The organism is Erwinia phyllosphaerae, from assembly GCF_019132875.1.
Lineage (GTDB): Bacteria > Pseudomonadota > Gammaproteobacteria > Enterobacterales > Enterobacteriaceae > Erwinia > Erwinia phyllosphaerae.
In genome coordinates, this window is sequence record NZ_JAHSPF010000007.1 from 122,243 (window position 1) to 143,564 (window position 21,322).

Annotated in this window: 17 protein-coding genes; 13 read left to right on the forward strand and 4 right to left on the reverse strand. The window is 55.1% G+C overall.

What is annotated here, in order from left to right; translation table 11 throughout:
• The 7 genes from mntR (at position 1) to KUE00_RS13855 (ending at position 9,821) form a co-directional block, all read left to right on the forward strand.
• Positions 1-453: a manganese-binding transcriptional regulator MntR gene (gene mntR, locus KUE00_RS13825; protein ID WP_246760476.1), complete on the forward strand. Its 453-nt coding sequence runs from the start codon at positions 1-3 to the stop codon at positions 451-453.
• Between the two features lie 17 nt (positions 454-470).
• Positions 471-1,592: an SLC13 family permease gene (locus tag KUE00_RS13830; protein WP_246760477.1), complete on the forward strand. Its 1,122-nt coding sequence runs from the start codon at positions 471-473 to the stop codon at positions 1,590-1,592.
• Between the two features lie 103 nt (positions 1,593-1,695).
• On the forward strand, positions 1,696-2,871 hold the full coding sequence (locus KUE00_RS13835) for an HlyD family secretion protein (RefSeq protein WP_246760478.1): 1,176 nt from the start codon (positions 1,696-1,698) through the stop codon (positions 2,869-2,871).
• Positions 2,868-4,436, forward strand: coding sequence for a DHA2 family efflux MFS transporter permease subunit (locus KUE00_RS13840; protein WP_246760479.1), 1,569 nt, complete (start codon positions 2,868-2,870; stop codon positions 4,434-4,436). The genes KUE00_RS13835 and KUE00_RS13840 overlap by 4 nt, the downstream gene beginning before the upstream one ends.
• A 1-nt stretch (position 4,437) precedes the next feature.
• Positions 4,438-6,000, forward strand: coding sequence for an efflux transporter outer membrane subunit (locus tag KUE00_RS13845; RefSeq protein WP_246760480.1), 1,563 nt, complete (start codon positions 4,438-4,440; stop codon positions 5,998-6,000).
• A gap of 640 nt (positions 6,001-6,640) precedes the next feature.
• The gene (locus KUE00_RS13850; protein WP_246760481.1) at positions 6,641-8,128 is read left to right on the forward strand and encodes a sugar porter family MFS transporter; all 1,488 of its coding nucleotides are present in this window, start codon (positions 6,641-6,643) and stop codon (positions 8,126-8,128) included.
• A gap of 100 nt (positions 8,129-8,228) precedes the next feature.
• Entirely contained in the window at positions 8,229-9,821 is a 1,593-nt protein-coding gene (locus tag KUE00_RS13855) for an ABC-F family ATPase (protein WP_246760482.1), read from the forward strand.
• A gap of 105 nt (positions 9,822-9,926) precedes the next feature.
• Here KUE00_RS13855 and KUE00_RS13860 read toward each other — a convergent pair whose 3' ends face one another.
• The 4 genes from KUE00_RS13860 to moeA all read right to left on the reverse strand — a co-directional run bounded on the left by KUE00_RS13860 (position 9,927) and on the right by moeA (position 14,153).
• Complete coding sequence (locus KUE00_RS13860) at positions 9,927-10,334, reverse strand: hypothetical protein (protein ID WP_246760483.1); 408 nt, start codon at positions 10,332-10,334, stop codon at positions 9,927-9,929.
• Positions 10,335-10,495: 161 nt separating this feature from the next.
• Positions 10,496-12,037 carry a GGDEF domain-containing protein gene (locus KUE00_RS13865; RefSeq protein WP_246760484.1) on the reverse strand — a complete coding sequence of 514 codons (1,542 nt, stop codon included), beginning with the start codon at positions 12,035-12,037 and terminating at the stop codon, positions 10,496-10,498.
• 128 nt (positions 12,038-12,165) lie between these two features.
• Positions 12,166-12,918, reverse strand: coding sequence for a molybdopterin-synthase adenylyltransferase MoeB (gene moeB / locus KUE00_RS13870; RefSeq protein WP_246760485.1), 753 nt, complete (start codon positions 12,916-12,918; stop codon positions 12,166-12,168).
• The gene (moeA, locus tag KUE00_RS13875) at positions 12,918-14,153 is read right to left on the reverse strand and encodes a molybdopterin molybdotransferase MoeA (RefSeq protein WP_246760486.1); all 1,236 of its coding nucleotides are present in this window, start codon (positions 14,151-14,153) and stop codon (positions 12,918-12,920) included. Before moeA ends, moeB begins: the two co-directional genes overlap by 1 nt.
• Before the next feature lie 250 nt (positions 14,154-14,403).
• Here moeA and KUE00_RS13880 point away from each other — a divergent pair, with 250 nt between their 5' ends.
• From KUE00_RS13880 to KUE00_RS13905, 6 genes are all read left to right on the forward strand, one after another.
• Entirely contained in the window at positions 14,404-15,366 is a 963-nt protein-coding gene (locus tag KUE00_RS13880; RefSeq protein ID WP_246760487.1) for an isoaspartyl peptidase/L-asparaginase, read from the forward strand.
• A gap of 10 nt (positions 15,367-15,376) precedes the next feature.
• Positions 15,377-17,227 (forward strand): glutathione ABC transporter ATP-binding protein GsiA, encoded by a 1,851-nt coding sequence (gene gsiA, locus KUE00_RS13885; protein ID WP_246760488.1) that lies wholly within the window; start codon positions 15,377-15,379, stop codon positions 17,225-17,227.
• 34 nt (positions 17,228-17,261) lie between these two features.
• On the forward strand, positions 17,262-18,797 hold the full coding sequence (gene gsiB / locus KUE00_RS13890) for a glutathione ABC transporter substrate-binding protein GsiB (RefSeq protein WP_246760489.1): 1,536 nt from the start codon (positions 17,262-17,264) through the stop codon (positions 18,795-18,797).
• 53 nt (positions 18,798-18,850) lie between these two features.
• Entirely contained in the window at positions 18,851-19,771 is a 921-nt protein-coding gene (gsiC, locus tag KUE00_RS13895) for a glutathione ABC transporter permease GsiC (protein WP_246760490.1), read from the forward strand.
• 9 nt (positions 19,772-19,780) lie between these two features.
• Positions 19,781-20,686 carry a glutathione ABC transporter permease GsiD gene (gsiD, locus tag KUE00_RS13900; RefSeq protein WP_246760491.1) on the forward strand — a complete coding sequence of 302 codons (906 nt, stop codon included), beginning with the start codon at positions 19,781-19,783 and terminating at the stop codon, positions 20,684-20,686.
• A 61-nt stretch (positions 20,687-20,747) separates the two neighbouring features.
• A complete protein-coding gene (locus KUE00_RS13905) occupies positions 20,748-21,197 on the forward strand; it encodes a DUF4385 domain-containing protein (protein ID WP_246760492.1) in 450 nt (149 codons plus the stop codon).
• Positions 21,198-21,322 lie beyond the last annotated feature (125 nt).

Genomic DNA, 21,322 nt, shown 5'->3' on the forward strand with positions numbered 1-21,322 from the left:
ATGAGTCGTCGCGCTAAAACCACAGTGCCTGCGCCACTGAAAGAAATTGAAGAGCACGTCGAAGGCTTTCGTCAGGTTCGTGAGGCCCACCGCCGTGAGCTGATCGATGACTATGTTGAGCTGATTTCCGATCTTATTCGTGAATTTGGCGAGGCTCGCCAGGTTGATATGGCGGCGCGCCTTGGCGTATCCCAGCCCACCGTGGCCAAAATGTTAAAAAGGCTGGCGACGGTCGGGCTGGTCGAACAGGTACCCTATCGCGGCGTCTTTTTGACCGCCGAAGGTGAGGCGCTGGCCGAAGAGAGCCGCAAGCGACATCATATTGTCGAGACCTTTTTGCTGGCGCTGGGGATAAGCCCCGATACCGCCCGGCGTGATGCCGAAGGTCTGGAGCATCACGTCAGTGATGAAACGCTGGCTATTTTTCAGCAATTTTACGAAAGCCGTCAGTAACAACTTTTTGGTGAACCATGGTCACGCTGCTCAGGCCTTTTTTGCACGATCGCTTTTTGCATCTGCTGGTACTTGCCGGGCTGCTGTTGGCCTGCTTCGCGCCATTTTCCCTGCGGCAGCTGCCTGCCGCCGTAGACTGGTCAACCATTTTGACGCTGGGTGGGTTATTAATGCTCACCAAAGGTATTGAAGCCAGCGGCTATTTTGACGTGCTGGGACATCGGCTGGTGCAGCGTTTCCGCTCGGAACGCTCGCTGGCGCTGTTTCTGACCGCGGCGGCGGCGGCGCTCTCAACCTTTCTGACCAACGACGTCGCGCTTTTTATCCTGGTGCCGCTGACGTTGACCTTACGGCGCTACTCCTCGTTGCCGGTCACCCGCCTTATTATCTTTGAAGCGCTGGCCGTTAACGCCGGTTCGCTACTAACGCCCGTCGGAAATCCGCAAAACATTCTGCTGTGGCAACACGGCAAGCTGGGTTTCGGCGGCTTTATTATGCAGATGCTGCCGCTGGCCGTCGTGTTGCTGGCCAGTTTACTGCTGCTGACCGCATTTAGCTTTTCCAGACGGCGGATAGAGCGCACCGACCAGGCACCTGAAACGCAATGGCAGAAGCTGCTACTGCTGGCAAGCGTAGCGCTCTATTTAGTCTTTATTACCGCCCTGGAATCAGGCTACGCGGGGTGGGGCGTACTGCTGATTTTTGCCGTGTTTTTACTGATAGCGCGCCGTACGCTGCTGGCTATCGACTGGAGCCTGCTGGCCGTTTTTATCGCCATGTTCGTCGATGTGTTCTTATTAACGCGTCTGCCCGCGATACATCATCTGCTTGAGCAAATTAGCCACTTTTCTGCCGGTGAAAAATATCTGCTGGCCATTGGTTTATCACAGGTCATCAGTAACGTTCCGGCAACCATTCTTCTGCTGGGGAATTTACCGGCCAGCACGCTGCTTGCCTGGGCTGTAAATATCGGCGGTTTTGGCCTGCTACCCGGCTCGCTGGCTAACCTGATCGCCTTACGTATGGCTAAGGATCGTACCGTCTGGTTACGCTTTCATTTTTATTCTTTGCCGATGCTGGCATGGGCGGCCGCACTGGGCTGGTGCCTGCTTTTAGTCATTAATGCGGTACAGGCCTGAGTCTTGTCTGACTTCGTAAAGAAACACTGGCATTTGTCAATTTAAGCCCTATGTTTATAACAGCGTTAATCTTGCGGGCTCGGTTTGAGCCCGCCGTAACCTGATGAGAACTATGGCTAATCAATCAAATTCTTCCTCGGACGTAGATCCGCGTCATCAGCATGACCCTGCGGCAAACGGTGGTCAGGATAATAACCAACAGCAGGACAAAAAGCAGAACGAAGACGAGCAGCCGGAGCGTAAACGCCCGGGTAAAAAACCCCTGATCATTCTTGCCATCGTTGTGGTGGTCATGGTTATTGTCGGCTTCTACTTCTGGTTTACCGGTCGCAATATTGAGACGACGGACGATGCCTTCACTGAATCGGACGCCGTTACCATTGCGCCTAAAGCTTCCGGCTACGTCACTAAACTGCTGGTTACCGATAACCAGCGGGTGAAAAAGGGCGATCTGCTGGTCGTTATCGATCCGCAGGATAATCAGGCGCAGCGCGACCAGGCGCAGGCACAGCTTGGTCTGGCTATCGCTCAGCTGCATCAGGCTCAGGCGCAGCTGGCGCTTTCTCGCGTGCAGTATCCGGCGCAGAAAGATCAGGCGCTGGCGCAGCAGGCTAAGGCGCAAGCCAACTATCTTAATGCGCAGGAAGATTACAAACGCCAGCGCGGCGTCGATCCTCGCGCCACTTCGCAACGTAACATCGATGCTGCCAGCGCTCAGTTAAGAAGCGCGAAGGCCGAACTGCAAAGCGCCCAGGCTCAGGTTGAGGTGGCTTCGCAAATTCAGCTACAAATTCGCCAGCAGGAAACTAACGTTGAAGCGCGCCAGCAGCAGGTTGAGCAGGCGAAGGCGCAGTTAAATACGGCGAACCTGAATCTTTCCTATACCGAGGTGCGTGCGCCTTACGACGGTTTTGTCACCAAACGTAATGTACAGGTCGGTACGCTGGTGCAGGCTGGCACTTCGCTTTTCTCGCTGGTCTCGCCAAATGTCTGGATCACCGCCAACTTTAAAGAGTCCCAGTTAGAACGCATGAACCCTGGCGACAAGGTGAAAATTTCCGTAGACGCCTGGCCGGATATGAAGCTGGAAGGTCATGTGGACAGCATTCAGATGGGTTCCGGCTCGCGCTTCTCTACCTTCCCGTCGGAAAATGCCACCGGCAACTACGTGAAGATTGTGCAGCGCGTCCCGGTAAAAATTGTGATTGATAAAGGTCTAAACCCTGATAAACCGCTGCCTTTGGGCCTGTCGGTAGAACCTGAGGTAACCGTGGAATGAGTCAGGGCCAGAGCTGGAAGCCGGCCAGCAATCCCTGGCTTGTCGCCATGACCGTAACGCTGGCGGTGTTCATGGAGATCCTGGACACCACCATCGTTAACGTGGCGCTGCCGCACGTCGCCGGTTCGCTGTCGTCCAGCTACGATGAATCAACCTGGGTGCTGACTTCCTATCTGGTGGCGAACGGTATCGTGCTGCCTATCTCGGCTTTTCTGAGTCGCGTTTTCGGTCGTAAACAGTTCTTTTTGATCTGTATTGTGATGTTTACCGTCTGTTCGTTCCTGTGCGGCATTGCCACCGAGCTTTGGCAGATCATTCTGTTCAGGGTGCTGCAAGGGTTTTTTGGCGGCGGGCTACAGCCAGTACAGCAGTCGGTGCTGTTGGATTACTTCAAACCGGAAGATCGCGGCAAGGCTTTTGGCCTGTCATCCATTGCTATTATCGTGGCGCCGGTGCTTGGCCCAACCCTGGGCGGCTGGATTACCGATAACTACAGCTGGCGCTGGGTATTCTTTATCAACATCCCGGTTGGGATCCTTAGCGTGCTGGCTATCTATCAGCTGCTGGAAGATCCGCCGTGGGAACGCAAAATGGCGAAGGGCAAGCTCTCTATCGACTATATCGGCATTAGCCTGATTACGCTGGGACTTGGCTGTTTGCAGGTGTTTCTGGACCGGGGCGAAGACGACGACTGGTTTAGCTCGCCGTTTATTATTACCTTTGCCATTATGAGCGCAATCGGGCTGGTCGGCGCGGCTTACTGGCTGCTGTATGCCAAAAAGCCGGTAGTGGATCTGCACGTGCTGAAAGACCGTAACTTTGCCGTCGCCAGTCTGCTGATGTCCGGCATGGCAGCGATACTGTATGGCAGCTCGGTGGTGATTCCGCAGCTGGCGCAGCAGGATCTGGGCTATACCGCAACCTGGTCCGGGCTGGTGCTTTCGCCCGGAGCGGTGCTGATTGTCCTGACGATTCCGCTGGTGCTGAAACTGATGCCGATCGTGCAGACCCGCTGGATTATCGCTTTCGGCTTTACCTGCCTGTTCGTCTCTTTTATCTACTCGGCAAAGCTGGCGCCGAATATCGACTTTACCACGCTGGTGATGATGCGTAGCGCGCAAACTATCGGGCTTGGCTTCCTGTTTGTACCGCTGACAACCGTGGCTTTTGTCACTATTCCGCAAAAACTGAATGCGGACGCCTCGGCGCTGTTTACCATGTGTCGTAACGTAGCGGGCTCAATCGGCATTTCGCTTTCCACCGCGATGATCACTGAACGTGAGCAGGCTCGTAGCGCAAGCATGGTGCATAACATGACGCCGCTGAACGAGCCGTTCAACCTGACGGTAGAACGCTGGGCGCAGGGAGTCAGGGACTTTACTTCCGCCGTTGGCGATCCGGTCACCGTGGCGACCGGACAGCTCTATAAAGAGATGATTGCCCAGGCGCGCATTCTGGCCTATATCGACGTATTTATGGGCCTGAGTATTCTCGCCCTGGTTCTTATTCCATTTTGTTTACTGCTTGCGCCGATTAAGAGCGAGGGCAGTGCAGGAGCACACTGACATGAACGTTTCTCCTTTGTTTACGCGTTCGCGACTCGGCGTGCTGCTGGTTGCGACTATTACGCTATCGGCCTGTACCGTCGGGCCTGACTACCAGCCGCCCAAAGCCGCCACGCCGTCATCGTTTAACTCGCTGGCGTCGGATCGCGCCTCAAAGCCGCAGGCTACCGTGACCAATCCGGGCTGGTGGAAATCTTTTAACGATCCGCAGTTAAACAGCCTGATTGACCGCGCTATCGCCGGAAACCTGAGTCTGCAGCAGGCCGTGCTGCGTATCGCCGGCTCGCGTCAGCAGCTTAATCAGGCGCGCGGTGCCTGGTTTCCTTCAGTGAATGGTAAAGCGTCGGCGCAGCGCCAGCAGCTTGGCCTGAAGGGGGAACTGGAATCAAATGGCGTTTACCAACAGCTTGACGCGGCGAATACCGATGCCGACGTGAGTTCGGCACTGAATGAGCTGACAGAACCGGTTGGCCTGTATCAGGGTAGCTTTGACGCGTCCTGGGAACTGGACCTCTGGGGCAGGGTACGACGTCAGGTTGAGGCCGCAGGCGCGCAGCAGCAGGAGTCGCTGGAGAGCCGCAACGATGCGCTGGTTTCTCTTGAAGCGGAAGTGGCGCGAACCTATTTGCAGCTGCGCGGCGCGCAGTTGATTAGCCAGACCCTGCAAACGCAGCTTGAAGTCGCGCAGCAGACGCTGGAGCTGACGCAAAGCCAGCAGCGTAACGGGCTTGCGCCGCAGATGGACGTGGAAAACGCTCGTGCGCAGCTACACTCCCTGCAGGCGCAACTGCCGCAGTATGAAGCGCAAATTCATCAGGCGATGAACGGGCTGGCGGTGCTGATCGGTAAGCCGCCAGGCATGCTGGATGCAGAGCTTGCCGCACCTAAAGCGCTGCCGGCCTTGCCAAAAGAGGTGGCCGTCGGGCTGCCCTCTACGCTGGCGCGGCGTCGTCCGGACGTGCGTCAGGCGGAAGCCCGTCTGCATGAAGCGACGGCCAATATCGGCGTCTCCGTTGCACAGCTGTTTCCTGACTTCTCGCTGACCGGCCAGTTTGGCCTGCGCAATACCGACGCCAGCTATCTGGACAACTGGAGCAGCCATTTTTACACCTATGGCGCGTCGGTTTCCCTGCCCATCTTCCAGGGCGGTCGCCTGGTTTCCGGCGTGAAGCTGGCAAGGGCAGAGCAGGCCAATGCCGCGCTGGGCTATCGGCAAACCGTGCTGACGGCGCTCCAGGATGTAGAAAATGCGCTGGTTAGCTATCGTACCGACCAGCAGCAGGTCGAAGGCCTTGATCAAACGGTCGACGCGCTGCAAAACGCCTTTAATTTGGCGAATGATAGCTATGGTAAGGGCCTTTCTTCGTTTATCGACGCCCTGACCGCGCAGCGTCAGCTGTCCCAGGCGAAGCAGCAGGCTGCTTCAGCCAGGGTTCAGTCCAGCCTGGATCTGGTCGCGCTTTACAAGGCGCTTGGCGGCGGCTGGGAGCTTTACCAGAATGTGAAGCTACCTGACTATTCCGTGTTTGGCCCTGCGGAAACAGGCGATGTGCCCGCAAGGTAAGCGTTAACGGGCGGGCGATAACTTCTTGCTTATCGCCCATCCTTTTTATTACTCAATTTTTCGCTTTCGATATTTACCCGTCTTTTCCAGGCTACTCTGTCCGCACCTCTTCATGATGCCTGGCCAGCTTTATTGCCGCTGCGGCTGAAACTTTCTCATTCTTTCAGGCAGCTTTATTACTGCTGCGGCTGAAATTTTCTCGTTCTTTCAGGCAGAGTTATTGCCGCTGTGGCTGAAACTGGCTCGCTCTTTCAGGCAGCTTTATTGCCGCTGCGGCCGAAACTTGCTCGCTCTTTCAGGCAGCGTTGTTGGCTGCCGTCAACTTTCTGGCCGGTTAAAGCAGCTCCTTCTTTTCGAAATAATAGTGAATACTTTCCATTGTTGTGGAATATAAATTTTAAAAGGCAGGGTAGGTCATTTCAAATTTTCCTGGAGCCAGGTCAGTGAAAGCGGAAATATAAGGTCTATTTATGATACTTGCGTCACAAATCTGACCAGGTGATGAGAGCTGTGCCGCAAAATTTAATTTTCATTGTTTTTTTAAATGAAAGAAAAAGACTAAGTTAAAGGCCTGGGAAAGACACCAGGCTGCCCGCTCCTGCCAGCCTGACCTGTGAATAACGATAAGAGGTCGATAATCATGCCGAAAGAACAATATCTCACGCCCAGTCGGGCATCTGGACCCAACAGCACGTCGCGAACGGAGCCTTTTGTTAAGGTTATTGCCCTTATTGCTACGCTGGGTGGATTACTGTTTGGCTACGATACGGGCGTGATCTCCGGCGCGCTTCTGTTTATGGGCACGGAGCTGCACTTGACGCCTTTTACTACCGGGCTCGTCACCAGTTCGCTGCTGTTCGGTGCCGCGTTTGGCGCACTGATTTCCGGGCATTATGCTGCGGCAGCCGGGCGGAAGAAAATCATTATTGTTCTCGCAGTTATCTTTGCGATCGGTGCGCTGGGAACTTCGCTGGCACCTGACGTGCACTGGATGATTTTCTTCCGCCTGGTGTTAGGCGTAGCGGTAGGCGGCGCTTCAGCGACCGTCCCGGTCTACATTGCTGAAATTGCGCCCGCTAACAAGCGCGGCCAGCTGGTTACCTTGCAAGAGCTGATGATCGTCTCCGGGCAAATGCTGGCCTATATGTCCAACGCTGGCTTTAATGCGGCCTGGGGCGGTGAAAATACCTGGCGCTGGATGCTGGCGATTGCGACCGTGCCCGCCGTCGCGCTGTGGTTTGGTATGATGTTTATGCCTGATACGCCACGCTGGTATGCGATGAAAGGTCGCCTGGCGGAAGCGCGCAAGGTACTGGAGCGTACGCGAGCAAAAAGTGATGTTGAATGGGAACTGACGGAAATTGAAGAAACGCTCAGCGAAGAGGAAAACAGAAATAAACCCAGCCTGAAAGAGTTACGCAAGCCCTGGCTGTTCAAACTGTTTTTAATCGGTATTGGCGTGGCGGTTATTCAGCAGCTTTCCGGTGTGAACACCATCATGTATTACGCGCCTACCATGTTGAAAGCGGCAGGGATGAGTACCGATGCGGCGCTGTTTGCCACTATCGCCAACGGCGCTATTTCTGTCTTGATGACCTTTGTCGGCATCTGGCTGCTTGGCCGTCTGGGCCGCCGTACTATGACAATGATCGGCCAGTTTGGCTGTACTGCCTGCCTGCTGTTTATCGGTTGCATCAGCTACTTTATGCCGGAAACAATTAATGGCCAGGTTGATGTGATGCGCAGCTATCTGGTGCTGCTGGGTATGCTGATGTTTCTCAGTTTCCAGCAGGGTGCGCTGTCGCCGGTAACCTGGCTGCTGCTTTCCGAAATCTTCCCGACCCGCCTGCGCGGCATCTTTATGGGCGGCGCGGTATTCGCCATGTGGATTGCTAATTTCCTTATCTCGCTGGTTTTCCCTGTCTTGCTGGCGAAGGTAGGGCTGGCTGGCGCCTTCTTTATCTTCGCCTTTATCGGCCTGTTTGGCGCGGCGTTCGTCATTAAATGCGTGCCGGAAACGCGTAACCGCAGCCTGGAGCAGATTGAGCACTATCTGCATGACTGGCTAAGCAGCGACGGTGAGGCTCGGCCTCTGCCTGCGCCAAAACGCAAAGCGGAAAGCCATTAGCGAAAACGCAAGGCTTGAGGGGGTGGCGGTGTATTCGCCGCCCCTTTTTTTTGGCATAATACGCGCTGATATTATCCCATCGCAAATGAAAGGCTATCCTGTGCTAGTTTCCAGCAACGTCACCATGCAGTTTGGCAGTAAGCCGCTGTTCGAAAACATCTCTGTCAAATTTGGCGGCGGCAACCGCTATGGCCTGATCGGTGCCAACGGTAGCGGCAAGTCCACCTTTATGAAAATCCTCGGCGGCGACCTTGTGCCATCGGCGGGTAACGTTTCCCTCGATCCGAATGAACGTATCGGTAAGCTTCGCCAGGATCAGTTCGCTTTCGAACAATATTCCGTGCTGGATACGGTCATTATGGGCCACGGTGAACTGTGGGCCGTTAAAGAAGAACGCGACCGTATTTACGCTTTGCCAGAAATGAGCGAAGAAGATGGCTATAAGGTTGCCGACCTGGAAGAAAAGTATGGCGAAATGGATGGTTATACCGCCGAGTCTCGCGCCGGTGAACTGCTATTAGGCGTGGGTATTCCGCTTGAGCAGCACTATGGCCCGATGAGCGAAGTGGCGCCCGGCTGGAAGCTGCGTGTGCTGCTGGCGCAGGCGCTGTTTTCCAATCCGGAAATTCTGCTGCTTGACGAACCAACCAACAACCTGGACATCGATACTATTCGCTGGCTGGAGCAGGTGCTGAACGAACGTAACAGTACCATGATTATTATTTCGCACGACCGTCACTTCCTGAACATGGTCTGTACGCACATGGCCGATCTGGACTACGGCGAGCTGCGTGTTTATCCGGGCAACTACGATGAATACATGACGGCGGCCACCCAGGCACGTGAACGTCTGCTGGCGGATAACGCCAAGAAAAAGGCGCAGATTAACGAACTGCAATCCTTTGTTAGCCGCTTCAGCGCCAACGCCTCAAAATCTCGTCAGGCAACCTCGCGTGCTAAACAGATTGATAAGATCAAGCTGGATGAGGTGAAAGCCTCCAGCCGCCAGAACCCGTTTATTCGTTTCGAGCAGGATAAAAAGCTGTTCCGTAACGCGCTGGAGTTACAGTCACTGACGAAAGGTTTCGACCAGGGGCCGCTGTTTAAAAACCTCGATCTGCTGCTGGAAGTGGGTGAAAAGCTGGCGATTATCGGCCCTAACGGTATTGGTAAATCGACCCTGCTGAAAACGCTGGTGGGCGAGCTGCAACCGGATAACGGCACGGTCAAGTGGTCGGAAAATGCGCGCGTTGGTTATTATGCTCAGGACCATGCCCATGATTTTGCTAACGATCTGACCGTTTTCGACTGGATGAGCCAGTGGATGCAGGAAGGCGATGACGAGCAGGCTGTACGCAGTATTCTTGGTCGTCTGCTGTTTAGCCAGGACGACATCAAAAAGCCAGCGAAGGTGCTGTCCGGTGGTGAAAAAGGCCGCATGCTGTTTGGTAAGCTGATGATGGAAAAACCGAACGTGCTGATTATGGATGAGCCAACCAACCACCTGGATATGGAATCCATCGAGGCGCTGAATATGGCGCTGGAGATGTATGAAGGCACGCTGATCTTCGTTTCTCACGACCGTGAGTTTGTTAGCTCGCTGGCAACGCGCGTGATTGAGATGACGCCAGGCAAAGTGAAAGACTTTACCGGTAACTACGAAGATTACCTGCGCAGCCAGGGTATTTTCTAAACCTTATAAAAGGGCCGCCGGTAAAGCGCGTGATGTTTGTTGGCAGCCTGAGGCGGGGCATCTGCTCCGCCTTATTGAGCCACCTGGCTCAGGTCAATGTTGCGTTCAGATTTTCAGGATGGCGGTTTTTACAAACCACAAGAGAATGGCCGTGAGGGCCGGCACCATTAGCGTCCATAAAATTCTGTTGTTGAGGTCGTCAAACCTTTTATCTATCCTTTCGAATTTTTCATCAATTCTTTGAAACTTTTCATCAATTCTTTCGAATTTAGCATTAGTGCGCACTTCGCTGGCCACTATTTCCTGCACCAGTTCGGCTTTAAGCTCCGCAACGTCGGCCTTAGTAGCAAAATTCTCCGAACGAGAAGTTAATACCGCCAGATCGAGCTTGATCTGCTGCGTATCTTTTTCAAGCCGCTCAACGCGCTGTTCCAGATTATCCATGTCGCCTCCATATTCCTTTTCTTCAGGCCAAAAATCGTCCATATCCTCCAGGTACAGATAACTCTCCATGTTGCTCTTCCTTGTGTGCTTACGTTACTCCTGTAGTGGTTGCCAGTCGATAGCATGCAAAAGGTTGCGCCAGTTAATGCTTTGCTGGCCGGGAAAGAGTAGGGGATTAACAGTGATGAAAAAATGAGGGAGGACAAAAAACAGACGATTTCTGGTAATTATTACACTATCTCTACCCGATTTCTTCCGCCCGTTTTTGCCTGATACAGGGCTTTATCGGCCTGGCTTATCAGCGTCTGACGATCTTCCTTCTGGCTACGCTGAATAACGTGAACCCCCACGCTAATCGTAACTACTCTGGCCTCATTTTCACTGTTGCGATGAGGGATTTGCAAGGCGGCGACGGCTTCTCTGACAGCATGGGCCAGACGCAGCGCGGTTTCCGCTTCGCAATCACAAAGGATTACGGCAAACTCTTCACCGCCATAGCGTGCAATCAGATCGTCGGCGTGATGATCAACGCTTTGTAACGCGTTGCCAACATACTTTAAGCATTCGTCACCGGCAAGATGACCATAGGTATCGTTAAAGCGCTTAAAAGAGTCGACGTCAATCATTAACAGCGCCAGCGGCGCGCGCAGGTTATTGGCTCGCTCAAGGCTACGGTCGAGATAGAGATCGAACTGTCGGCGGTTTGCCAGGCCGGTAAGGCTGTCCACCAGCGCCAGCGTTTGCAGCGTGCGGTTCATTATCGCCAGGCGATCGCGCGCCATCGCCAGCTCTTCCTGATCGCGGATGGTATGGCCGATATTGCGCATCAGCAGCCAACCCAGCGCGGCGATGACCGCCAGCAGCAAGGCGCACAGCGTCAGATAAGCCACCAGCTCCGTTAACCAGGCCTGCACCAGCTGTTGTTTATCGTAGCCCACCGCTACCACCAGCGGATAACGTTTCAGGCTGGCATAGCCAAAAACGCGCTCAAGTCCATCTACCGCCGCCTTATAGGTTGCCGTGCCGCTGGTAGAGGTTTTCAGCAGATGCTTGAACAGTGGACTATCAGAAATATTGCGGTTAACCAGCTCGTTGGCAAAAGGCCGAACGTAGAGAATATTGCCCGTATGGGTCATTAGCGCCAGCAGGCCACGCTCGCCCAGATTATAGTAGCCAAACGTCTGGCGAAAATAGTCAAGGCGCAGCGTTGCCAGCAGCACCCCTCTGAATGAGCCATCGCGATTATTCAGCCGCATCGATAAAGGAATAATCAAATCGCCGGTGCTGCGGCTGCGGATAACTTCATCAATATGCAAATCAAGATCGCTGTGCTGCTGATGATATTTGAAGTAGGCGCGGTCGGCATTATTGCGGCGCTGGTCAAACATCCCCTCGGAAGTTAACACCCAGTTGCCCTGGCTGTCGTAAACAAACAGGCCGTGCAGCTGCGGCAGCGAAGCCTTGCGTTCCATAAGCAGCGTGCGCAGGTAGGCCTGGCGTTCAGGATCCAGCCCGACCAGCGTGATCCGATCGCGGAGATCCTGCAGGGTCAGCTCGACCGGCAGAATCGTATCCTCGGACTGTCGTGAAAGCGATTGTGACAGATTATGCGCATCGTTCTGGGTTTCATTAACGATGCGCTGCCAGATGCTGTAAACCACCCAGCCGTTTACCAGCACAACGGCACTTCCAATCACCAGCAGGAAGATTATCAGCAGGCGGCGCAGGCCATGCATACTGACATCCGGGCGCGGGTGATGCTCTTCGCTCATGGCATTCTCCCTGGCGCGAAATTCGCAGTGATATAACTATAGTGGTCGCAGAGAGAATGTGTTGTTTTTACGCCAGAAAAGGGCAGAAATGGGAGCTGGCGACGCAAAAATAAGACGTCCGTCTGGCCTTATTTTCCGCAAACTTCACAGTGTGGATCTTTCGCCAGCTTTAAAGTACGAAACTGCAGGGTCATCGCATCATACATTAGCAGTTTACCCGCTACGCCGTCGCCGAAGCGGGTCAGCAGCCGGATCGTTTCCATCGCCTGGAGAGAACCTATAACGCCAACCAGCGGGGCCATCACTCCGGCCTCCACGCAGCTGAGCGCGGCATCGCCGAACAAGCGGCTCAGACAACGATAGCAAGGCTCCGTTTCCTGCCAGGTAAAAACGCTAAGCTGGCCTTCCATGCGGATTGCCGCGCCGGAAACCAGCGGCGTTTTGCTGGCGAAGCAGAGGCGATTCAGCTGTTCGCGGGTGGCTACATTATCCGTACAGTCCAGCACCACATCGTGACGAGCAACCAGCTCGCACAGCTCCGTATCCTCAAGCTGCCGATCGACGGTTTTTATGCTGATATGCGGATTAATGTCGCTCAGCTGTTGGCGGGCAGAGTCCACTTTGGCCAAACCGATTTGCGCATCGTGATGCAGGATCTGCCGCTGTAAATTGGAGACGGAAACCCGATCGAAATCCAGCAGCGTCAGATGGCCAACGCCAGCCGAGGCCAGATAAGGGCTGGCGCTACAGCCCAGTCCGCCCAGCCCGACAATCAGCGCGCGGGACGCTTTCAGCTTTTCCTGACCGTCAAAATCAAAGCCGCGCAGCACGATTTGACGGTTATAGCGCAGCATTTCTGCATCGCTGAGTTCCGGATTCATTAGCCCTCCAGCAGGCTGTTAAACGGCTCGACTTCTACCCATTCTCCGGCCTGGACATTGCCGCGCTCACGCTCCAGCACGATAAAACAGTTCGCCTGGCTGAATGAGCTAAACACATGCGAACCTTGCGCACCGGTAGTGTGGACCTCGGCTTCACCTTGTGCATTACGTACCAGCCGACCACGCTGGAAGTCGAGTCTTCCCGGTGTTTTTTTCAGGTTGTCGGCGCTCTTTACGCGTAGACGCGGCGGCAGAGCAGGAGTCGCCAGGCCGCTAAGCTTTGCCAGCAGCGGCTGCACCAGCTGATAAAACGTCAGCACGGCAGAAACGGGATTGCCCGGCAAACCGCAGAACCAGCTGTTTTGCAGACGGCCAAAGGCAAACGGCTTGCCGGGCTTGATGGCCAGCTTCCAGAAGCCAACCTTGCCAAGCTCTTCCAGCATGGCTTTGGTATAGTCCGCTTCACCGACCGAAACACCGCCGCTGCTGATAACCACATCGGCTTTGCTGTCCGCTGTAATAAAGGCTGTGCGCAGGGCCGCCTGGTTATCGCGGATGATGCCAAGATCGATCGTTTCGCAGCCCAGTTTTTCCAGCATCAGACGTACAGCAAAGCGATTGGTATCGTAAATCTGGCCTGCCGCCAGCGGCTCGCCAACGGGCTGCAGCTCATCGCCGGTTGAAAACACCGCCACGCGCAGCTTACGTTTTACGGTGATTTGCGCGACGCCCAGCGAAGCAAGTAAAGGAAGCTCGGCCGCGCCAAGACGAATACCCGCTGCCAGCACGCTGCTGCCCTGAGCGATATCTTCGCCGGGCAGGCGAATATTTTGTCCGGCGTTAGCCTTCGCCAGAAAACGTACTTTCTCGTCGGCCTGCTCGGTTTCTTCCTGCATTACCACGGCATCGGTGCCTTGCGGCACCGGCGCGCCAGTCATAATGCGGACGCAGCTGCCGGCGGGCCATTCGCCGTCAAAAGGGGCACCGGCAAACGCTTTTCCGGCGACGGCCAGCGGCTGCTCCAGCGCTAAATCGGCAAGACGTACGGCATAGCCATCCATCGCAGAATTAGCAAAGGGGGGAACATTAATGGGGGAAATCACGGCAGAAGCGGTAATTCTGCCTGTAGCCGCCGTTAACGGCAGGGTTTCTGTTTCGGTGACGGGCGTAACGCGTGCCAGCATGGTAGACAGCGCATCGTCAAGGGAGATCAGTCCCGCGGTAAAAGCTTCCATAACGTCCTCGGTGTGCCTGTGCTACAGACAGGCATAAAAATTCAGATGGCAATTATTATGGCGTGAATTGTCAGCGGGGTCACGTTATGCCATCGTCAGGTTATAAATCATAAGCTTTCGTTATTATGATTCGCTTAACATTCTGCTTTACATCACTTTACCGCCTGCCTATAGTCAAAAACGGTCACATTTATATAAAACTATTCTAACTTCGTGTTTTTCTTGCCGATTTGGCACGCAGGGTAAACCAATGAGCAGAGCAGCAATTGCGATCCACGGCGGCGCAGGCGCCATCGCCCGAGCCAGTATGAGTGTAGAAAAAGAGCGGCAGTATATCGAAGCGCTTTCCTCGATTGTGGCCAGCGGGCAGGCCATTCTGGCGCAGGGCGGCAGCGCGCTGGACGCCGTAACGGAGGCTGTGCGCCTGCTGGAAGAGTGTCCGTTGTTTAACGCAGGCAAAGGCGCAGTCTTTACCCATCAGGGAACGCACGAGCTTGATGCCTGCATTATGGATGGGCGCTCGCTCGATGCCGGCGCGGTAGCCGGTGTGAAACAGGTGCGCAACCCGATACTGGTGGCACGGGCCGTGCTGGAAAAAAGCCCCCATCTGTTTTTTATCGGCGAAGGCGCAGAAGCTTTTGCGCTCGAGCAAGGTTTTACACCCGTTGCGCCCGATTTTTTCTCTACGCCAGAAAGGTGGGAACAGCTACAGCGTGCGCTTGCTGCGCAACAGGTAATGCTGGATCACGATGGTGCGTCGCCTTCCCCGGACGATCCGCTCGATCCGGATCGTAAATTTGGCACCGTAGGCGCGGTGGCGCTGGATCGCCAGGGTAATCTGGCTGCGGCGACCTCAACCGGCGGCATGACCAACAAGCAGGCCGGACGGGTAGGCGACTCACCCATTGTTGGCGCAGGCTGCTATGCCAATAACGCTAACGTGGCCGTTTCCTGTACCGGAAGCGGCGAAATATTTATGCGCACGCTGGCGGCCTATGATATTGCGGCGTTAATGGAATACGGCGGCCTGTCGCTTAAAGAAGCCAGCGAGCGAGTGGTGATGGAAAAAATCAAAGTGTTGGGCGGCAGCGGCGGCGTCATCGCTATCGATCGCGAAGGCAATATTGCGCTGCCGTTCAACAGCGAAGGCATGTACCGGGGTTTTGGCTACGTGGGCGACGCGCCAAACGTGGGTATCTATCGCGAAGAATAAGGGAGTCAGGATGGCCAGTGGAAGCGAACTGCCCGCCGGGCAAGTATTGTCGGTCAGAGAGTTGAGCGTCAGCTTTACGCAAGAAGGCGAAATCGTTCATGCAGTTAAAAACCTGTCGCTTGACGTCCGGCGAGGCGAAACGCTGGCTATTGTTGGCGAGTCCGGTTCAGGAAAATCCGTCACCTCGCTGGCGCTGATGCGGCTAATTGAGCAGGGCGGCGGGCGCATCGACAGCGGCGAAATTCTGCTGCGGCGGCGCAACGGCGAAGTGATTGACGTTACCCGCGCGTCGCAGTCGCGACTGCGAACGGTGCGCGGTGCCGATATGGCAATGATTTTCCAGGAACCGATGACTTCCCTGAATCCGGTCTTCCCGGTCGGCGACCAGATTGCGGAATCCATCGTGCTGCATCAGGGTAAGAGCCATCGTGACGCGCTGAAAGAAGCGGAGCGAATGCTGGATCTGGTCCGCATTCCTGAAGCGAAAAACGTGCTGGGACGCTTTCCGCATCAGCTTTCCGGCGGCATGCGTCAGCGAGTGATGATTGCGATGGCGCTCTCCTGCCGGCCCGCGCTGCTGATTGCCGACGAGCCAACCACGGCGCTGGACGTGACGATTCAGGCACAAATTTTACAGCTGATCCGCGTACTGCAAAAAGAGATGCAGATGGGGGTGATTTTTATCACTCACGATATGGGCGTGGTGGCGGAAATGGCCGATCGCGTGCAGGTCATGTATCGCGGCGACGTTATTGAAACCGGCCCGGTCGACGCCATTTTTCAGGCACCCCAGCAGGAATATACTAAAGCGCTACTGGCCGCCGTGCCTAAACTGGGCGCAATGCACGGCAAGCCGTTCCCCGCTCGCTTTCCGCTTGTCAGCCCGGAAGAGGGCGAAGCACCCGACAGCATTCAGGATACGGTGGTAGCCAACAGCGAACCAGTTTTACAAGTGCGTGATTTGGTCACGCGCTTTGACATACGCAGCGGCATCCTGAACCGCGTTACGCGCCGAGTTCATGCCGTCGAGAAAGTCAGTTTCGATCTTTATGCCGGAGAAACGCTGGCGCTGGTGGGCGAGTCGGGCTGCGGCAAATCCACCACGGGCCGCTCCTTACTGCGTCTGGTGGCGAGCCAGGGCGGCACTATCACCTTTAACGGGCAGCGTATCGATAATTTAACCGGCGCAGCCTTATCGCATCTACGTCGTGATATTCAGTTTATTTTTCAGGACCCTTACGCTTCCCTCGATCCCCGCTTGACGGTTGGTTTTTCCATTATGGAACCCCTGCTGGTGCACGGCGTGGCAAAAGGTAAACAGGCCGAAGAGCGCGTGGCGTGGCTGCTTGAGCGAGTAGGGTTATTGCCGGAACACGCCCGCCGCTATCCGCATGAGTTTTCCGGCGGCCAGCGGCAGCGTATCTGTATCGCCCGCGCGCTGGCGCTGAACCCAAAGGTGGTTATCGCTGATGAGTCCGTCTCCGCGCTCGATGTTTCCGTACAGGCACAAATCGTCAATCTGATGATGGATTTGCAGCGCGAGTTTGGCATTGCTTTCCTGTTTATTTCGCATGATATGGCAGTGGTTGAGCGCATCAGCCATCGCGTTGCGGTGATGTATTTAGGACAAATTGTTGAAATGGGTTCGCGCCAGGCCGTCTTTGAAAATCCGCAGCATCCTTACACGCGCAAGCTGATGTCCGCCGTGCCGGTCGCCGATCCTGGCCATCGCCGCCGCGAGCGAGCGCTGCTGGTAGATGAAATACCCAGTCCAGTCAGGGCCGTGGGCGACGAACCGGAAGTGGCAAAGCTTGTGGAGGTCAGCGCCGGACATTTTGTGGCGCGTCATGCCGTGGTCTGATTTTGCTGCATAACTTAATCTCAGGAGAAAAATAATGATCGATAGCAAACGCAAGCTGCTGTTAGCGGCCGGCATCCTTAGCGGCCTGGCGGCGGTTCCTGCCTGGGCCGCAAAAGATGCGGTGATCGCCGTTGGCTCAAACTTCACCACGCTTGACCCCTACGACGCCAACGATACGCTGTCGCAGGCGGTGGCAAAATCCTTCTATCAGGGGCTGTTTGGCTTTGATAAAGAGATGAAGCTGACTAACGTGCTGGCCGAAAGCTATGACGCCAGTAAAGATGGCCTGACCTACACCATCAAACTGCGTAGCGGCGTTAAGTTCCAGGACGGCACCGACTTTAATGCTGAAGCGGTAAAAGTGAATCTCGACCGCGCCAGCAATCCGGATAACCATCTGAAACGCTATAACCTGTTTAAGTCCGTTGCGACCACGGAAGTGGTTGATCCGCTGACCGTTAAAATCACGCTGAAACAGCCGTTTTCCGCCTTTATCAATACGCTGGCCAGCCCGGCTGCAGCGATGATTTCGCCGACCGCGCTGAAAAAATATGGTAAAGAGATCGGTTTTCATCCTGTCGGCACCGGCCCTTACGAGCTGGAAACCTGGAACCAGACCGATTTCGTGAAGGTGAAAAAATTTGCGGGCTACTGGAAAAAGGGCTATCCGAAGCTGGACAGCATTACCTGGCGTCCGGTGGTTGATAACAATACCCGTGCGGCGATGCTGCAAACCGGCGAGGCGAACTTTGCTTTCCCAATCCCTTATGAGCAGGCCAAACTGCTGGAGAAAAACAGCAAGCTGGATCTGGTCACCTCGCCTTCGATCATGCAGCGCTATATCAGCTTTAACGTGACGCAAAAACCGTTTGATAACCCGAAAGTACGTGAGGCGATCAACTACGCTATCAACCGTCAGGCGCTGGTAAAAGTTGCTTTTGCCGGTTATGCCACGCCAGCGACCGGCATCGTGCCGCCTTCCATTCAATATTCGCAAAGCTATCCGGCACCGGAATACAACCCGGCCAAAGCGCGCGAACTGCTGAAAGAAGCTGGCTATCCAAACGGCTTCACCACAACACTATGGTCTTCTCATAACCACAGCACCGCGCAAAAAGTGTTGCAGTTCACCCAGCAGCAGCTGGCGCAGGTGGGCATTAAAGCCACCGTTACCGCCATGGATGCCGGACAGCGTGCCGCGCAGGTGGAGGACAAGGGTCAGAAAGAGAGCGGCGTAAGAATGTTTTATACCGGCTGGAGCGCGTCAACCGGCGAAGCCAACTGGGCGCTGACGCCGCTGTTTGCTACGCAGTCATGGCCGCCAACAATCTTTAATACCGCTTTTTACAGCAACCCTCAGGTTGATAACGATCTGGCCGAGGCGCTGAAAACCACGGACGACCAGAAAAAAGCGTCGCTGTACAAAGATGCGCAGGACCGGATCTGGAACGATCGTCCATGGGCACCGCTGGTGGTGGAGAAGCTGGTTTCAGCCAACACGAAAAATCTGACGGGATTTTATGTCATGCCGGACACCTCGTTCAGCTTTGACGATGCCGATCTGAAGTAACTGCCCGGGCGGCGTCTTAACCGGGACGCCGCTGTAAAAGCGCAGGGAAAAGTATGCTTAACTATTTTATCAAACGTTTGCTGGGGCTGATCCCAACGCTGCTAATTGTTGCGGTGCTGGTTTTTCTGTTTGTGCATATGCTGCCGGGCGATCCGGCCAGGCTGGTGGCCGGGCCGGAAGCGGACGCAACCGTCGTGGCGCTGGTACGTCAGCAGCTGGGTCTGGATCAGCCGCTAATTCAGCAGTTCTGGCACTTTATCAGTCACGCTGTGCAGGGTGATTTCGGTCAGTCGATGGTTTCACGGCGACCGGTTTCTACCGAAATTGCCCAGCGCTTTTTGCCCACGCTTTGGTTAACGTTAGCCAGCATGCTGTGGTCGGTGCTGCTGGGAATGACCATCGGTATTGTTTCTGCCGTCTGGCGTAACCGCTGGCCTGACAGGATCGGCATGACGCTGGCCGTTTCCGGCATCTCTTTTCCCGCCTTCGCGTTGGGGATGCTGTTGATGCAGGTTTTCTCGGTTCAACTGGGCTGGCTGCCGACCATCGGCGCAGACGGCTGGCGCAACTATATTTTGCCTTCGATCACGCTTGGCGCGGCCGTTGCAGCGGTCATGGCGCGCTTTACCCGTGCCTCTTTCGTCGAGGTCATGCAGGAAGATTACATGCGAACCGCGCGAGCAAAAGGCGTGCGTGAAACGCTGGTGGTCGTAAAACACGGTCTGCGCAATGCCATGATCCCGGTTGTGACCATGATGGGGCTACAGTTCGGTTTTCTGCTGGGCGGCTCCATCGTGGTGGAAGTGGTTTTCAACTGGCCTGGCCTGGGCCGTCTGCTGGTGGATTCAGTAGAGATGCGTGATTATCCGGTGGTACAGGCGGAAGTTCTGCTGTTTTCACTGGAGTTTATTCTTATCAACCTGGTGGTCGATATGCTTTACGCGGCGATTAACCCGGCCATTCGCTACAAATAAGGACAGGCGATGAAAAACTGGCGACGTAGCGCGGCGCTTTCCGCGATGCCTGCATTAAATCAACATCGCGTGCGGACACCGTGGCGGGAGTTCTGGCGGCGGTTTCGCCGTCAGCCGGTGGCGCTGACGGCAGGACTTTTCGTGGTGCTGCTGATTATGGTGGCCTTTTTTGCGCCATGGCTGGCACCTTTTGATGCAGAAAACTATTTTGATTACGATCGCCTGACCGAAGGGCCTTCGGCGATGCACTGGTTCGGCGTCGATTCGCTGGGCCGCGACATTTTTAGCCGCGTACTAGTGGGAACGCGTTTGTCGCTGATCTCTGGCTTCTTTTCGGTAGCGATTGGCGCGGCTATCGGCACGCTGTTAGGGTTGCTGGCGGGCTATTATGAAGGCTGGTGGGATCGCATTATTATGCGCATCAGCGACGTCCTGTTCGCCTTTCCCGGCATTTTGCTGGCTATTGCCGTTGTCGCTATTATGGGTAGCGGGATGGCTAACGTGGTTATCGCCGTCGCGATCTTCAGCATTCCCGCGTTTGCCCGCCTGGTACGAGGCAACACGCTGGTACTTAAGCAAATGACCTATATTGAGTCCGCCCGCAGCATTGGCGCGAGCGATACCACCATCATACTGCGCCATATTTTGCCGGGTACGCTTTCATCTATCGTGGTCTACTTTACCATGCGTATCGGCACGTCAATTATTACCGCGGCCAGCCTCTCATTTTTAGGGCTTGGCGCACAGCCGCCGACGCCGGAGTGGGGCGCAATGCTGAATGAAGCCAGAGCCGATATGGTGATGGCGCCGCACGTGGCTCTCTTTCCGAGCCTGGCAATATTTTTGACGGTACTGGCCTTTAACCTGCTGGGCGACGGCCTGCGGGACGCATTGGATCCCAGGCTGAAAAACTAAGGCAGCTGTGCGCGCTCTGATTTCCTGTGCCAGACTTATTCTTTTCTCCAGAGGTCAGGCCGTGAAGGAATTTGATTATCAGCAGGATTTTAAAACTATCGATTTTCGCCAGCATCCGGAGCTATACCAGGTAGGGCGCGGCGAACAGGGCGTGCTGATGGTGGAACCTTACAAAGGTGAAATCTTGCCGCACTGGCGTTTCAAAACGCCCGCCATTGCCGAGGCTTCCGCAAAAAAAATTATGGCGCTGTTTGAAGAGTACCGCGCGAAGGATGATTTCGTCGGCATGGATATGGCAAGGAAATTCATCCAGATGGGCTATACCCGCGCAAGGCGTTACGCTAATCATAAGGGCGGACGCAAGTATGACGAAGAGCGACAGGTGCTGCCTTATCACGTTAATGAAGAGAAAGCGGCATCGGCCGCGATTTTTAAAACGTACTGGGACAAGCTGCGCGCAGATGAAGACTATTTGCAGCGGAAGAAGGCGCATCAGGCTAAATATGGGTGACGGGACACCTCGTACAGCCCGTTCTACCGGGTTACAGAAAGGGGGCTGGCCGGACTAAAAAAGATCTTTGCCCGGCTGTAAAAGCCTGATGCCGCGCAAAGGCGGCATCAAAATTCTGGTGTGAC